At 35.7% G+C, this 16,185-nt stretch carries 14 protein-coding genes; all 14 read right to left on the bottom strand.

The window, feature by feature from the left end; genetic code table 11:
• Positions 1-103: 103 nt before the first annotated feature.
• Entirely contained in the window at positions 104-1,570 is a 1,467-nt protein-coding gene (locus tag KGI01_RS02905; protein WP_141273108.1) for a multicopper oxidase family protein, read from the bottom strand.
• Positions 1,571-1,621: 51 nt separating this feature from the next.
• The gene (locus tag KGI01_RS02900) at positions 1,622-2,665 is read right to left on the bottom strand and encodes a sensor histidine kinase (protein ID WP_087680146.1); all 1,044 of its coding nucleotides are present in this window, start codon (positions 2,663-2,665) and stop codon (positions 1,622-1,624) included.
• Complete coding sequence (locus tag KGI01_RS02895) at positions 2,655-3,323, bottom strand: response regulator transcription factor (RefSeq protein WP_068454670.1); 669 nt, start codon at positions 3,321-3,323, stop codon at positions 2,655-2,657. Before KGI01_RS02895 ends, KGI01_RS02900 begins: the two co-directional genes overlap by 11 nt.
• Positions 3,324-3,715: 392 nt before the next feature.
• Entirely contained in the window at positions 3,716-4,513 is a 798-nt protein-coding gene (locus KGI01_RS02890; protein ID WP_141273106.1) for a TIGR00282 family metallophosphoesterase, read from the bottom strand.
• Positions 4,514-4,594: 81 nt separating this feature from the next.
• On the bottom strand, positions 4,595-6,151 hold the full coding sequence (gene rny, locus KGI01_RS02885; protein ID WP_068454677.1) for a ribonuclease Y: 1,557 nt from the start codon (positions 6,149-6,151) through the stop codon (positions 4,595-4,597).
• A gap of 377 nt (positions 6,152-6,528) precedes the next feature.
• Positions 6,529-7,593 (bottom strand): recombinase RecA, encoded by a 1,065-nt coding sequence (gene recA, locus KGI01_RS02880; RefSeq protein WP_141273104.1) that lies wholly within the window; start codon positions 7,591-7,593, stop codon positions 6,529-6,531.
• A 160-nt stretch (positions 7,594-7,753) separates the two neighbouring features.
• The gene (locus KGI01_RS02875; protein WP_141273101.1) at positions 7,754-9,010 is read right to left on the bottom strand and encodes a competence/damage-inducible protein A; all 1,257 of its coding nucleotides are present in this window, start codon (positions 9,008-9,010) and stop codon (positions 7,754-7,756) included.
• Positions 9,011-9,115: 105 nt separating this feature from the next.
• Positions 9,116-9,694 carry a CDP-diacylglycerol--glycerol-3-phosphate 3-phosphatidyltransferase gene (gene pgsA, locus KGI01_RS02870; protein WP_141273099.1) on the bottom strand — a complete coding sequence of 193 codons (579 nt, stop codon included), beginning with the start codon at positions 9,692-9,694 and terminating at the stop codon, positions 9,116-9,118.
• Positions 9,695-9,784: 90 nt separating this feature from the next.
• A complete protein-coding gene (locus KGI01_RS02865) occupies positions 9,785-10,693 on the bottom strand; it encodes a helix-turn-helix domain-containing protein (protein WP_141273097.1) in 909 nt (302 codons plus the stop codon).
• A 21-nt stretch (positions 10,694-10,714) separates the two neighbouring features.
• A complete protein-coding gene (locus KGI01_RS02860) occupies positions 10,715-11,512 on the bottom strand; it encodes a DUF3388 domain-containing protein (protein WP_141273095.1) in 798 nt (265 codons plus the stop codon).
• Between the two features lie 194 nt (positions 11,513-11,706).
• Positions 11,707-12,435 (bottom strand): elongation factor P 5-aminopentanone reductase, encoded by a 729-nt coding sequence (gene ymfI / locus KGI01_RS02855; RefSeq protein WP_141273093.1) that lies wholly within the window; start codon positions 12,433-12,435, stop codon positions 11,707-11,709.
• Positions 12,436-12,439: 4 nt separating this feature from the next.
• Entirely contained in the window at positions 12,440-13,738 is a 1,299-nt protein-coding gene (gene yfmH, locus KGI01_RS02850) for an EF-P 5-aminopentanol modification-associated protein YfmH (RefSeq protein ID WP_141273091.1), read from the bottom strand.
• Positions 13,739-15,004, bottom strand: a complete 1,266-nt coding sequence (gene yfmF / locus KGI01_RS02845; RefSeq protein ID WP_141273089.1) for an EF-P 5-aminopentanol modification-associated protein YfmF — start codon at positions 15,002-15,004, stop codon at positions 13,739-13,741.
• A 221-nt stretch (positions 15,005-15,225) separates the two neighbouring features.
• On the bottom strand, positions 15,226-16,185 hold the full coding sequence (locus tag KGI01_RS02840) for an ABC transporter permease (RefSeq protein ID WP_068454702.1): 960 nt from the start codon (positions 16,183-16,185) through the stop codon (positions 15,226-15,228).

Genomic DNA, 16,185 nt, shown 5'->3' with positions numbered 1-16,185 from the left:
TCAGGAGTCGTTTTCTACGCATTCAATTGATTTGATTATTCGCATTTGAGCCATATTATTTTGTTCTGTCCCAGCCTCTTTACTTCACTCATCTATATGACTATTAATTCACTTCAATTTGCCCCATCATGCCATTATCTTCATGTTCAAGAATATGACAATGGTACATATATATACCTTTTCCTTTGAATTTAACTGCTATTTTTGCCTTTTGCCCAGGCTCTAATGAAATTGTATCTTTCAAACCTGATAAATTGGCAGGTGGTTCTTTACCATCAATTGATACGACTTGAAACTGTGTCCCATGAATATGGAAAGGATGTCTCATTCCACCCATAGCGTCTTTTACGTTTTCGATTTCCCAAACTTCCATTTTATTTTGCTTTTGGGTAAAATCAATGCGATTAGGATCAAATTTTTTATTGTTAATCGTTACATGCTGCATCATACCAGCCAATTTGATTTTCTTTGTAACTTTTTTATTTTTTATTTCATCTGACACTTGAAGTTGATTTAAGTTCTGTTTTATTTGTTTAGAAGGTAATTTTTCTTCTTTTACATGAATTGGCAAAACATTGACACCATCTTCATTTATGAGTGTTACCTCATTTGTTTTTACTTTCGTAAAATCTACAATTATTTCTGCTCGTTCTGAGGGGGAAAGCTGAATCGTCTTAGTATTATATGGTTTATTCAGTAAACCCCCATCACTTGCAATCTGTTGAAATTCCATATCATTGTTAAAGCGTAGTATATAGTTTCTCGCATTTGAACCGTTTAAAATTCGTAGACGTACTTTTTTTCTATCGACAGTTAGTTTTGGATCAATGACACCATTAATTAACAAGATATCTCCTGTTGTACCATCTGCATTCATTACTTGGTCATAATCAAGTTGATTTTCATCAGTAAATTTTTTATCTTGTAAAATAATCGGCAAATCATCTACACCATAGCGATCTGGTAAATTTAGATTTTTATCGTCAATATAAAGTAATCCCGTCAAACCTTTAAATACTTGTTTTGCAGTTTGATGCATTGGATGTGGATGAAACCAGAGTGTAGCAGCATCCTGTTTTACGTTGAATTGAATGGTTTCTTTTTCCCCTGCTTTTAACACCTTGTGCGGTCCACCATCTTCATTCCCTGGTACTTCGAGTCCATGCCAATGAAAAGTAGTATCTTCTTTCAACTCATTAACTAAATGGATTGTAACATTCATTCCTTTTTCCATCCGTACGACGGGTCCAAGAAAACGACCATTATATCCATATGTTTCCGTTTCAAACCCATTCAAAAATTTTGTTTTTCCTTGTTGCGCTTTTATGGTATATACAACCGCATTATCTGTCAGGCTATCGGGTTTTAGTACTTTTGGAAACGTTAATTCATGTTCGCCCTTACTACTTTTTAAATTAGCAGTTGTCTCGTGACCCATCTCCTCGTCCATGCGATGATTTGAATGATTCATCTCTGTACTATTCATAGAAGAATTATTACGATTATCCATACTGCAAGCAGTCAGTAACCCTAAAAGAATCAAAATACCTACTATTCTCATTTTCTTCATATAAACACGTCCTTTCTGTATAAATAATCATACAGAATAGTTATGTAGAAATTATGTAGAAAACGGTATTTGTATATGAAACGTTGTACCTTCGTTTAAGTTACTTTTAACTGTAATTTCTCCTCCATGTGCTTCAACTAATTTTTTCGTGATGGTCATACCAATCCCTCTACCTTCATATGCATTTTTCCCTCTATAATTCCATTCAAAAATTCGATTCCTTGTTTCTAAATCCATGCCTACACCGTTATCATAAATCAAAATGCAAAAATGCGTTTCCTCACGAAATAATGTAATTTTAATGGTTCCTTCTTTGCTCACATGATACATGGCATTTTTAATAATATTATGGAGAACTTGGTTAATTCTTAACTCATCAACTTCTGCATAGATTGTTTCATCTACTTCTAATTTTAAATGAATTTCTTTTTCTAATAATTCACTTGCTACTCCTGTAACAGCTTTTTCAATGAGTTTAGCTATATTACAGTCATTTTTCGAAATTTTAAATGTCGGATGATTAATATCATTTAATGTATCTAACTCACCAATCAAAGTGATTAATCGGTCCATTTCCTCTGTACAAGCTTGTAAATTTTTAGTAGTCGGATTCAAGATACCGTCTTGAAATGCACTTAGATAACTTTTCACAGATGCCAACGGATTCCTAATCTCATGAGCAAGTTCTTGCGTCATCTCTTTTCGACGTCTCTCATAAACTGTTAACGTCTGGTCTAACTTTAATAGAGATTGTCCTAGTTGTCCGATTTGGTCATCAATTGTATAGTTGATTTTTAAATTTCGCTTTCCTTTTACTAATGACAGAGCAAATTTATTCATTTCATGTATGGGCTTGGTCAAAATTCTTGCAATTAATAGGCTTGAAATCATAATCACGATTAATAAGAGTGCAATAGACCAAAGTGCTGTTTCTCTTAACGCTAAATCGAAGTGATGAATTACTTCTTGGGAGTTTGTAATGTTGAGCATCATTAAGTGCTCATGACCTTTATATAATAAAATCACTGTAATAATGAACAACATACTCATTGTAAAGGCAGCAACAATAAACGCTATTTTTATATTAAATTTCATTTTTCATAACCTTTTCATTCATTTTATAACCCAGACCAAAAACCGTTTGAATTACATCAGCGCCCACTTTTTTTCTTATATTCTTAATATGTTGATCAATAACTCGTGGATTCGTTTCTGAATCAATCCCCTCTATTTTGTTAATTAAATCTTCTCGACTAAACACCTGTCTTGGATTTTCAATTAATAAGCATATAATGATAAATTCATGTTGTGTTAAGTGTATAGTTTTACCTTTTAAACATATGTTGTTTTCATTTGTATATATTTTTATATCTCCAAATTGAAGTATTTCTTTTTGAGATTGATTTGGTCGTAATCTCTCTGCTCTCACGACCACTTCTTTTGGATGAAAAGGTTTCACAACATAATCATCTGCACCCATGCGAAAACCTTTTAATTTATCATCAATTGCTATTTTGGCAGTTAACATGATTATCGGAATATTATAATACCGTTTGACATACTCACAAATATCTTCTCCATCCATATCTGGTAACATCAAATCTAAAATAATAAGGTCTATCGATGTTTCTTCTATAATTTGAATTGCCTTTTCACCTGTATGAGAAATATAAGGAGTGTCACCATTTTTCTTAAAATACAAAGCTAAAATTTCTGTAATTTTTTCTTCATCATCTACAATTAATACATTCATCGTTCCATTCACCTGCTTTTCTAGCTTCATTACAATTATATCTATACTATACGCTATTTATTTCTCAGGAAAAAGGAAGATATTTCATATTAATAGGATGTAACATAATACTTTATTTAACAAAATTGTTCTTCATAAAATTTAACTCTGAATCGTATTAAACATACATTGGACAAAATAGCTTGTCGTAAAAAGTATTTTGAATAGAAAATATACGAATTTAAGTTCAATATATTTTCAAAACAGACTCGGACAAAACATTTCTTTTTAAGTGTTCGTAACGAAAAAACGAAACCACGCAATAGCGCAATTTCGTTTTTTCGTGAATATAATATTGTGTTTTTATACTTATGTTCAAGCCTATTACCTATATTCAGAATCCGGTCATTTCATTAGCCTTTAAATGGATGATCCTTATTAATTAAAATACGCTCACAGTGCGTTGCTTGACCATTCTTATCATCAATCTCTACAAAGAATGCACTGAGTACTTCCGCACCTCTTTCTGGCACTTCAAAGCGTACGGGCATATTCGTTTTAAAACGATAGATGACACTTTCTTTTTTCATACCTAGCACTTCATCATACGGCCCTGTCATACCTACATCTGAAATATATGCTGTGCCACCTGGCAAAATACGTTCGTCAGCTGTTTGTACATGTGTATGTGTGCCGACAACAACAGAAGCTTGTCCTGCTAAGTGCCAACCGAGTGCAATTTTTTCTGATGTTGTTTCTGCATGAAAATCAACGAAAACAATCGGTGACTGTTTCTTCGCTTCTGCAATTAATTCTTCCGCCATCGCAAATGGTTCATCATGTGCAGGTAAGAATACACGACCATGTAAATTGATTACAGAGATTGCCTGTCCATTTTTCGTAATCGTTGTTATTCCTTTACCTGGTGCTTCCTTTGAGAAGTTAGCTGGACGAATTAAATAATCCGTATCATCGATGAAATCATAGATTTCACGTTGATCCCATGTATGATTCCCCATTGTAATTACATCAACGCCCATCATTAATAAGTCTTGATAAATACGCTTTGTAATACCACGACCCTTCGCTGCATTTTCACCATTGGCAATAACTACATCAATTTGATATTTCTTTTTTAAACGCGGTAAATATTTTTCTACTGCGTCAATTCCTAAATCTCCTACAATGTCACCAATAAATAATACTTTCATTTGAACTCCCTTTTCTATGAAAAAAAGAGGGCTTCTTAGAAGTAATCACTTTAAGAAATACCCTCTCCTCTTATTTTATAGTTATTTTGCGTATTCTACTGCACGTGTTTCACGGATTACCGTTACTTTAATATGCCCTGGATAATCCAGTTCTTCTTCAATACGCTTACGAATATCTCTCGCTAAACGATGGGCTGTTAAATCATCTACTGCATCCGGACGAACGATAATACGTACTTCACGACCTGCTTGAATCGCAAATGATTTTTCAACGCCTTCATAAGACTCTGAGATTTCCTCTAACTTCTCTAAACGACGAATATAATTTTCAAGTGTTTCACTACGAGCACCTGGACGAGCTGCTGATAAAGCATCTGCTGCTGCTACTAATACCGCAATAACTGATGTTGCTTCAGTATCACCGTGGTGAGAAGCAATACTGTTAATGACAACGGGATGTTCTTTATATTTTGTCGCAAGCTCTACGCCAATCTCAACGTGACTACCCTCTACTTCATGGTCAATTGCTTTACCGATATCATGTAATAAACCTGCACGCTTCGCAAGCGTCACATCTTCACCAAGTTCAGCCGCAAGTAAACCTGCTAAATGTGCTACTTCAATTGAGTGTTTCAACACATTTTGACCATAACTTGTACGATATTTCATACGACCTAAAATTTTCATTAAATCTGGATGTAAATTATGAATACCTAATTCAAATGTTGTTTGTTCGCCTGTTTCACGAATTTGTTCATCTACTTCACGACGTGATTTTTCGACCATTTCTTCAATTCGTGCTGGGTGGATACGACCGTCTTGTACTAATTTTTCAAGTGCTAAACGTGCTGTTTCACGACGAATTGGATCGAAGCCTGATAAAATAACCGCTTCAGGTGTATCATCAATAATTAAATCAATACCTGTTAATGTTTCGAGTGTTCGAATATTTCGACCTTCACGACCAATAATACGGCCCTTCATTTCATCATTTGGTAAGTTTACAACAGATACTGTCGTTTCTGCGACATGATCTGCAGCAAAGCGTTGTACCGCAAGTGATAAAATTTCACGTGCTCTTTTGTTCGATTCTTCTTTTGCACGAAGTTCTGCTTCTTTCGTCATCACTGCAACATCTGTTGTCAGTTCATCTTCTACTTCTTTTAAGATGATCGTACGTGCTTCATCACGTGTTAATGCCGAAATTCGCTCTAACTCTGACTCCTGCTTTTGTAGAAGTTCATCCACTTTGCTTTCCATCTGTTCAATATGCTGTTGTCGATCAGCTAGACCGCTTTCTTTGCGTTCTAAACCAGCTTCCCTTTTATTAAGAGCGTCATCTTTACGATCTAGATTTTCTTCTTTTTGTAATAAACGGTTCTCTTGTTTCTGAAGTTCAGAACGACGATCACGAATGTCATTCTCTGCTTCAGTTCGAAGTACGTGAGTTTCATCTTTTGCTTCTAGGATAGCTTCCTTTTTCAAGGCTTCCGCTTCTCGTTTCGCTTCTTCAACGATTAGTTCTGCGGAGCTTTTTGCACCAGTCACTTTTGAATCATTCACTCGTTTAATTATGACATAGCTAACAACGGCACCGACGATCAGACCAATCAAAGCGGGGATGATGTAACTACTCATTCGAACACCTCCTCTAGCTCTAATGTTTGTGATTTTTAGTCGGCTGTGAATTGTTTTGACAATATACTGCCTATTTCATTTCGATTTTAGAAATTTAAAAGAATACATCCTTAATTGTATAGATGTCATGTAACGATGTCAAGGTTTCACAGTTATTGTAAGCCTTTTATTCACTGGTCTCTAAGCCTTTTCATTCCTCACTTTATAAGACTTTTACGACATTGTTTTACCATCTAGTTACATACATTTTTTAACATCAAAGTTTTTTTAGGTATGCAAAATCAAGCATTTATTCACATGTACTTTCTTTTCACATAAATTAAGCATATAAAAAGAATTGTGCCGTAACGACACAATTCTTTTGTATAGTATAAAGTTTATTTTTCTTGGTCTAATAGTAATGTTAATTCTTCATCCATTACTTCATCTTCTTCAGGAGTTGCTACGAACTCAGTTGTTGCAATACCTGATTTTTCGCGAATTTTTTGTGCGATTTCAGCTTGAACTTCTGGATTTTCTTTTAAGAATTCTTTTGCATTTTCACGACCTTGACCTAAACGCTCGTCACCATATGCATACCAAGAACCTGATTTTTGAACAATCTCTTTTTCAACACCGATATCGATGATTTCTCCTTCTTTTGAAATCCCTTCACCGTACATAATATCAACTTCAGCTGTTTTAAACGGTGGAGCTACTTTGTTTTTAACAACTTTGATTTTTGTGCGGTTACCAACGATATCATTACCTTGCTTAATTGATTCAGCACGACGAACTTCTAAACGTACAGAAGAATAGAATTTTAATGCACGTCCACCTGTTGTTGTTTCAGGGTTACCAAACATAACACCAATTTTTTCACGTACTTGGTTAATGAAGATTGCGATACAGTTCGACTTATTAATAATACCCGATAATTTACGTAAAGCTTGAGACATTAAACGCGCTTGTAAACCCATGTGTGAGTCACCCATCTCGCCTTCAATTTCAGCTTTTGGTACAAGTGCTGCTACAGAGTCAATAACAATAATGTCAATTGCGCCACTACGTACAAGCGCTTCTGTAATTTCAAGTGCTTGTTCACCTGTATCAGGTTGTGAAAGTAATAATTCATCAATATTAACGCCTAATTTTTGTGCATATACAGGATCTAGCGCATGCTCTGCATCAATGAAAGCTGCTTGACCGCCTGCTTTTTGAATTTCAGCAATTGCATGTAGTGTTACTGTTGTTTTACCTGAACTCTCAGGCCCATAAATCTCTACTACACGTCCTTTAGGATAGCCACCTACCCCAAGTGCTGTATCAAGTGCTAAAGAGCCACTTGGTGATGTTTGGATTTTGCGGTCTGCCTGTTCGCCTAACTTCATAACAGATCCTTTACCAAATTGTTTTTCGATTTGCTTTAAAGCATTATCTAATGCCGCTTTACGTTCGTTCAAATCATTTCCTCCTTCAGAAAGTACGTTCTCTTTTTATATCATAACTATACTTTATTTTTGAGAAAATCTCAAGTAAAAAGGGAACATTTATTCGTTTTTTTTATTTTAAGCTATTTTTAATATATATTTTCAAAAAACATATACATTCTCATTTTTATTATTAGATTTTACGGTAGCCTTTTGAACTTAATAATTGAATAATATGGTGAATTGCCGTTTTAACGGCGCGAATTCGATTCGTATTACGCATACCTTGTAAATTCAATTGATACGTAAGTGGCTCATCTTGGCCATACACAATCCCAATCCATACTGTGCCAACTGCACGCCCACCATGTTCTGCTGGACCAGCTGCGCCTGTTAAACCAACCCCTAAATCCGTTCCAAACTTCTCTTTAATACGAACAGCCATTTCTGCTGCACATTCCGCACTGACAACAGAATATTTATCGATTAACTCACGCGATACACCTAGTTGATTCACTTTCACATCTTCATTATATGTGACCATACCACCATATAAGACTTCACTAATTCCTGGGTTAGCAGCTAATTCTGATTGGAATAAACCAGCTGTTAAGCTCTCAGCAGCAGAGATTGTAATCTCATTCTCGATTAACATGTCCGCCAATTTAGAAGAAAGCGAGTCATCATTTACACCATATAAATACTCGCCTACTAAATCTAAAATTTCTTGACGTGTTGGTGTAATTAGTTCCCAAGCTTCTTCTTCTGTATCAGCTTTTGCTGTAATACGAAGTGTTACTTCCCCATCACCTGCTAATGGGGCAATTGTTGGATTTGTTTGTGCATCTAATAAATGCTGTACGCGATCTTCTAACTCAGCTTCGCCGATACCGTAAAAACGCAGTACATGTGACACGATTAATCCACCATCAGATACACGTTTTGCTAACTTTGGTTTCGCTTCAAATTGAAACATTGGTTGCATCTCTTTTGGTGGTCCTGGTAATAAAATGTACGTATGTGTATCATTTTCAAAAAGCATCCCTGGAGCCATACCATTCTCATTTCGCAGTACTTCACAGCCCTTTAACACAAGTGCTTGTTTACGATTATTCTCTGTCATTTTGCGATTACGCTTTTCGAAGAAAGTCGTAATGTATTCCATCGCATCATCATTTTGTTCAAGTGGTACGCCTAAATGTTTTGCAATCGTTTCTTTTGTTAAATCATCTTTCGTTGGCCCAAGTCCTCCTGAAAAAATAATTAAATCTGCGCGTTTTTCAGCATGTTCAATTACTTCTTCTAAACGTTTTGGGTTATCCCCTACAACAGTATGATAAAACACATTAATGCCTAACTCTGATAATTGACTTGAGATAAAACGAGCATTCGTATTTACAATTTGTCCTAATAATAATTCTGACCCTACTGCAATAATTTCTGCATTCATTTCATACACTCCCATTTCCATAGTTAATCGACAAAAAAAGACTCATTCGCAAAAGCGCCTTTTAAAAGGTTGTGAAAATTCGTCACAAAATGAGTCATACATAATTTATTTTGATTCTAATAGCACGCGACGATTCAACCAGAAATACTCGATTCCTGACCAAACAGTAAATACAAGAGCTACCCATAACATGATGATATCAGCTGGTATATGCCACATGTCAAAGATCATATTATTTAGCAATAATAATACAATCGCTAAAATCTGTGCCCACGTTTTGATTTTGCCCAATTGGTTGGCTGCCACAACTTCACCTTGTTCTGCACAAATTAAACGTAAACCTGTTACTGCAAATTCACGACTAATAATGATAATAATAATCCATGCTGGTGCCTTGTCCAACTCTACAAGTAAAATAAAAGCTGCTGATACAAGTAGCTTATCAGCCAATGGGTCTAAAAACTTACCCATATTTGTAACTAAATTATGTTTGCGTGCATAGTGACCATCAATCCAGTCTGTTAATGAAGCCACAATGAAAATCATTGCACCTACAAAATGTTCTACCGGTAATGTAGCACCTAATAGCGTCATATTTCCCCACCCAAAATTCATGACCATTAAGATGACAAATACAGGTATTAAGGCGATGCGGGATAGTGTAATTCTATTAGGAATGTTCATATTTTTCACCCTTCTTAACGCTGACGTTCATTTTTATAAGCACAACAACAGGAGCATAGTTCTATCATACTAGGCTCCTGTTATTCGCTGTTACTCTTCTTCAGCCAATTTGATTACAATATTTTGTGTCGGTTGTTCCGATGGTGATGTGACAAACTTCACTTCTTCACCATTTACAAATACTTTACCATTTGCAGCTGCTCCAAGTCGAATACGAACACTTTTCTTACCTTTTGCATTCTCTTTAATTTGGTCGCCTGCTGCGAACATACCAGATTCTCCAAGTGTTGTTCCATTTTCATCTGTAATGCCCACCCAGTTTTCACCTGTTACGTCCACGCGAATACTAAACTTCTTCGTACCTGATAAAGTATATGTTGTTGTAATATTATCAGCACTTACTTCACCATCTGATAATTTCTGTTTTGGTTGATCTTCTTTTTTCGTTTCTTCTTTTGTTGTATCTTCTTTTTTGTCTGTAGCATCTGTTGCATTATTTTTACTTGTATCTACATTTGTATTTTCTTGTGTTTTTGGTGTCTCTTTTGGCTCTTCGACAGTATTGCTCGGTTGTTTTAACATTAAGAATGCAAAACCAGCAATAATCACAACGATAAATAGAGCAACAACAAATTTGGGCATTACATCTCCAAATTTCTTATTTGGACCTGAAGAACGTGCAACATTCGAGCGACGTTTATTTCCAGACACTTGGTCCCCTTTTTGTATTGATACACCTGAACCTAGTGTTTCTGCAGTCTTGTTAGTAGGGAGCTCCGTTTTATACGTTTCCAAAAGTTCCGTTGGATCTAAATCGACTGCTTCTGCATATTGTTTAATGAACGCTCTTACATAGAACGTACCTGGCATCACACCGTAATTACCTTCTTCAATTGCAGAAAGATATCTTTTTTGAATCTTTGTTTTTTCTTGTAAATCATCCAGACTATAGCCCTTAGCTATTCTCGCTTCTTTCAAGCGCGCACCTAATTCAGTCAATTTTACACACCTACCTATCTCTTAAAAATTAAATCCTCCAAAACCGCCAAAACCGTCTGAATCTTGAAAACTATTTTCACGTTCCAATAATTCATATGTGATTTCTTCATCTGGATGATGTCTTAATTCAATCATATAATCGAAATCATCAATTGTGTATTCCGAATGTTGTACGAAGATGTCCGGATGCTCCACGACTTTAATTGTCGGTAACTTCATGATTTCTCGTACAAGCTGATGATGACGTTCATCGTTTGAGCGACGTGTTACAGCACCATCTAACACAAAAATATTTTGATTGCCGTACTCATCTCCATGTAATCGATTACGAGCTGTTTGTTTAATCATTGTTGAAGATACAAATAACCACTTTTTGTTCGCACAAACACTTCCAGCTACAATTGATTCCGTTTTACCGACACGCGGCATACCACGAATACCAATTAATTTATGTCCTTCTTTTTTAAAAATCTCAGCCATGAAGTCCACTAAAATACCTAGTTCATCGCGTACAAAGCGAAACGTTTTCTTTTCGTCTGCTTCTCGTTGAATATAACGCCCATGACGAATCGCTAAACGATCACGTGTTGTTGGTGGTCTAAATTTTGTTACCTTAATCATTTCCATAATGGAAACGATATTCATAAAACGTTCGATTTGTTCTTCTTTTTCTGCACGTAGTAACATGCCTCGACGTACTTGGTCTACACCATTGATTGTAACAATATTTACTCGCAGCATACCTAACAATGAAGAAATATCTCCTAATAACCCTGGACGATTGACTTGAATTTCGTATTCAAAATACCATTCTTTCACATACAACGATCCCTTCTCTTATACAACGAATAAAACATTTCTATGTTCCATGATAGCTGATTTTTGCTTACATTTAAAGTGGAAATGGGGAATGTGTACAATGAATTCACTGTTTTTTTATCCTTTATTTTGAAAAATAAACAAATGACTTATTTATTATCGTAAAAAAACAAAAAATCATTCCCCGGGAAATATTAAATATACCAGCCACCATTCAAACGTAATACTTGTCCCGTCATATAATCTGCTTTTCCTGATTGTAAAAACTGAACTAAATCGGCTACTTCTTCTGGCCTTCCAGCACGTTCCATTGGAATCTCTGCTAATACATTCGCTAGTTCTTCATGCGACAAATGTCCATTCATCTTCGTATCAATAAGTCCAGGTGCTACAGCATTTACATGAATTCCGTTATACGCTACTTCTTGCGCATAAGCTTTCACAAATGCGTGAACGGCACCTTTTACTGTAGAGTAAAGTACTTCACCAGCACCACCCGCTTCGCCCCAAATTGAACCAATCATCGTAACGTAGGATGTTTCATGTTGTCTTAACTTATACCCTAATTTTGTAATTAATTCAATTGGCGTTTGAACATGTACACGCCAAAGTGCTTGCATATCTTCTGGTGTTGTATCTTCTACTAATTTATAAAGAGATTGGCCACTTGCTACGACAATGGATTGTAGCGAAAAAACAGATTGTGTAATCCGTTCAGCTGCACCTTCTTCTAGTAAATTAGCTTGTATAATTAAAAATTCTTGTTGTGGATACATCATTTCTAATTCTTTTAGCAATGACTGAACTGGCTCTACTTGCGAATTATATTGTAAATAGAGTGACCAACCATCTGCGGCTAGTTTTTGTGCAATCGCTGAACCAATTGCACCTGAAGCTCCAAGTATTAAACTAAACTTCTTCATTCTTTTATTTCGCTTCTTTCAATGGTTTCACTGTAAATGTCGACTGTTGTGTAATGCCTTGAATAGATTTCATCGCTTGTTCGACATCTTCCATTGTCAATTCTTCAATAACTGGAACTGCATCGAATAAATTCATGTCATTGAACTTATAACGCGTGAATTGATTCGCAATAAATTCAATTGAATTCATCGCACGTAAGAAGAAACCAATCTTACGGCGTTTTACACGTTCTAATTTTTCTGCATCGAACGGTAGTGCCGCTTCTGACTCATTCATAACTGTTTTAATGGCATTCTCTAATTCAACTGGATGATTCGTATCTGACCCAACCATTGCAAAACCAAACCCTTTTTCTAAAGAGAAATCATATGAATAAGATTCGTCAATCCACCCTTTTTCATACATTTCTTCATAAAACGCTGATGAGCGTCCGTACATGAGGTCTAAAGCTAATTGGATAGCTAACTCTTGCTTTAACATTTCGTGCCCTTGTAAATGTGTTTCACGCGCTTTGAACGATACATATGCTTTTGGTTTTTGAATATCCATACGTAACTCATTCGCTACACAGTTCACTTCTAATGGCTCATCGACTTCGATGCGTTGAATCGGTGTCGCCTCTGCAAATGTTTTTTGCGCTTGGTTCTCACGAATATGCGCCATCATTTTTTCAGGTTCTACTGAGCCAATGACGAATAACAGCATATTTGAAGGATGATAGAATGTATTGTAGCACGTATATAAATGTTCTGCTGTAATCTCATCAATCGTTTCAATCGTACCAGCGATATCAATTTTCACAGGATGATTTTTGTATAGATTTTCAATCGAACCGAAGTATGCACGCCAGTCTGGTTGGTCGTCATACATTGTAATTTCCTGACCAATAATCCCTTTTTCCTTATTGACTGTTTGCTCTGTAAAGTATGGTTGCTGAACAAAGTCTAATAAAGTAGTTGTACTTTCGTAAATATGATTCGTTGCTGAGAATAAATACGCTGTACGCGTAAATGATGTAAAAGCATTTGCTGATGCTCCATATTGCGAGAACTTTTGAAATACATCTCCATCTTCTTTTTCGAACATTTTATGCTCTAAAAAATGCGCAATGCCATCTGGTACAGTTACAGGCTCTGTTTCGCCTAGTGGCACAAAGGTACGGTCAACTGAACCATACTTCGTTGTAAAAGTTACAAAGGTCTTTGAGAAGCCTTTTTTCGGTAAAATGTATACGTCTAAGCCATTGTCTAGCTTTTCATAATAAAGTTCTTCACCTAATTGTTCAAATTGTACTTTTTCCATCTATGCTTCCTCCATTCCTGTTAAGAAGAATACCGTTTGTTTTTCAACTTGTTTTGCTATTTCTTGTACATCTTCTTTTGTAACAGCATCCCACTGCTCACTTAATGCCTCTACAGTAAATGGAATTGGTAACTCACGATATTGATCAAATACTTCAATCTGTCCACGTGCAGAATCCAAAGCCTCTTTTAATTGGTTTTTTAACATGGCTTTCGTCTGATTCAATTCCATATCTGAAATATCCCCTTGTTGAATCGCTTGTAATTGCTCATCAATTAAACGAACTACCTTTTCCTCATTCTCTGCTTCAATTCCTGACGTCACATATAATACACCATACTGTGACACATACGAACTTCCACAGTAGTATGCTAGGCTTTCTTTTTCACGTACATTCATAAATAACTTTGAATGTGGATAGCCACCGAAAATACCGTTAAAGATTTGCATTGTAAAGAATTTCGGATTGTCAAAACGTACAGGTGCTTTATAGCCAATATGAAGCTTCGCCTGACGCATTTCTACCTGTTCTTTTTTATAATCTGTTAGCGGCTCTGTATCTTTGAATGTTACTTTTTTATATGGGTTTGGACGATCTTCAAGAGGTAGTGCTTCTTTTAATGACGCCACCATCTTATCTTCATCAATATCGCCTACAACGAAAATATCCACATCATCATATTGAAGCATCGCTTCATACGCATCTTTCAAAGTTTGAGGTGTAATCGCCTCTACATCCGCGACTGTTCCGTTTACTGAAATAGAAGCTGGATGATTTGGACGGAAGATTTTTTGTAATTGCGTTTGTGCATAGCGTGATTTTTCATCGAAAATAGATTGAATACGATCAATAACCATCGCCTTTTCACGCTCTACAATACTCGATTGGAATAAATCGTTTGTAAAGTTTGGTTTAAACAATACTGTATGCACTAAATCGAGTACTTTATTTAATACGTCACCACTTTTTAAATAGTGATCGTTTACAGTTTCTACATTCAATAAAACAATTTGTTCGTTACCTTTTTTCGTTGTATCTAAATACATGACCGTTCCATATAAATCATCTAAATACATACGAAGTGATGCAGCAGTTTGATATACCGCATTACTATGTTGTAAAACATTTGTTAAAACCGTTCGTACGGCTGTATCTTTTGTTGATAATTCTTTTTTAAATTTAATTGAAAAATTCACCGTTTTAAATTGGTCTGTCTTTCTCGTAAAAACGTTAACACCTTTAGCAATTTCGGTTGTGTTAAACATAAAAACCCTCCTGTCGTAAATAAAGCGCTATTTTCATCATACCTGTCTAATTCCCTATTTGGCAACTAATTGTATTTAAAAATATAGTTATATAATGTTTATTGTAAGCCTTTCATATTAAATAGGAAAATATTATGGATGATTTTTATTTTAAAATAAAACAAAGCGTAACGACTCGTCTTGAATCGTTACGCTTCATAGAATAATTAGTCATTCAACTATTATCTTTTACCTTTAATGTAAGGCTTACCTGATGCTTTTGGTGCTGTCGCTTTTCCAACGAATCCAGCTAAAGCTAAGATTGTTAATACGTATGGAAGGATGAATAATACTACTTCTGGTACATCTCTTACATATGGAATCGACGTTCCAACAATACTTAGTGATTGCGCTAAACCGAAGAATAGAGCTGCTCCTAATGCACCTAGTGGATGCCACTTACCAAAGATCATCGCTGCAATCGCGATGAAACCTTGACCACTAATAGTGTTAGCTGCAAAGTTACCAGTGATTGCTTGTGCATAAATCGCACCACCAATACCACCTAATGCGCCTGAAATCATAACCGCATAGTAACGAATACGTGTTACTTTAACACCCATTGTATCTGCTGCCATTGGATGTTCACCTACAGAACGAATACGTAAACCAAATGGTGTTTTAAATAGAACAAACCATGCTAAAATCGCTACGACGATCGCTAAAATCGATGTACCATATACGTCTGTAAAGAACATCTTCCCTAAAACAGGGATATCGCTTAATACTGGAATATCAAAACGTGAAAAACGTTGACTAATCGAATCCGTTTGACCTTTTTCATAAATTAATTTTGTTGAAAACACTGCAACTGCTAAAGCTAGCATATTCAGCGCTACCCCAGATACGGTCTGGTCAGCTCGAAGTGATACAGCTGCGACTGCTAAAATTAATGAGAAAAGTAAACCAACAACCATTGCTACAAGTAGACCTACCCACGGGGTCCACGTACCTAGTTGATCTGCAAAACTTAAGTTGAATACAATACTGATAAATGCTCCGATTACCATAATACCTTCAAGACCGATATTTACAACACCAGAACGCTCAGTGAATACGCCACCGATTGCTGTGATAATTAATGGAGAAGCATATAGAATCGCAGAAGGAATAATGAACTCCAACACATCTAAAAAGCTCAT

It is taken from the genome of Kurthia gibsonii (assembly GCF_006539985.1).
GTDB lineage: Bacteria > Bacillota > Bacilli > Bacillales_A > Planococcaceae > Kurthia > Kurthia gibsonii.
The sequence above is the reverse complement of the archived record's forward strand: the minus strand, read 5'-3'. Positions and strand labels throughout refer to the sequence as shown.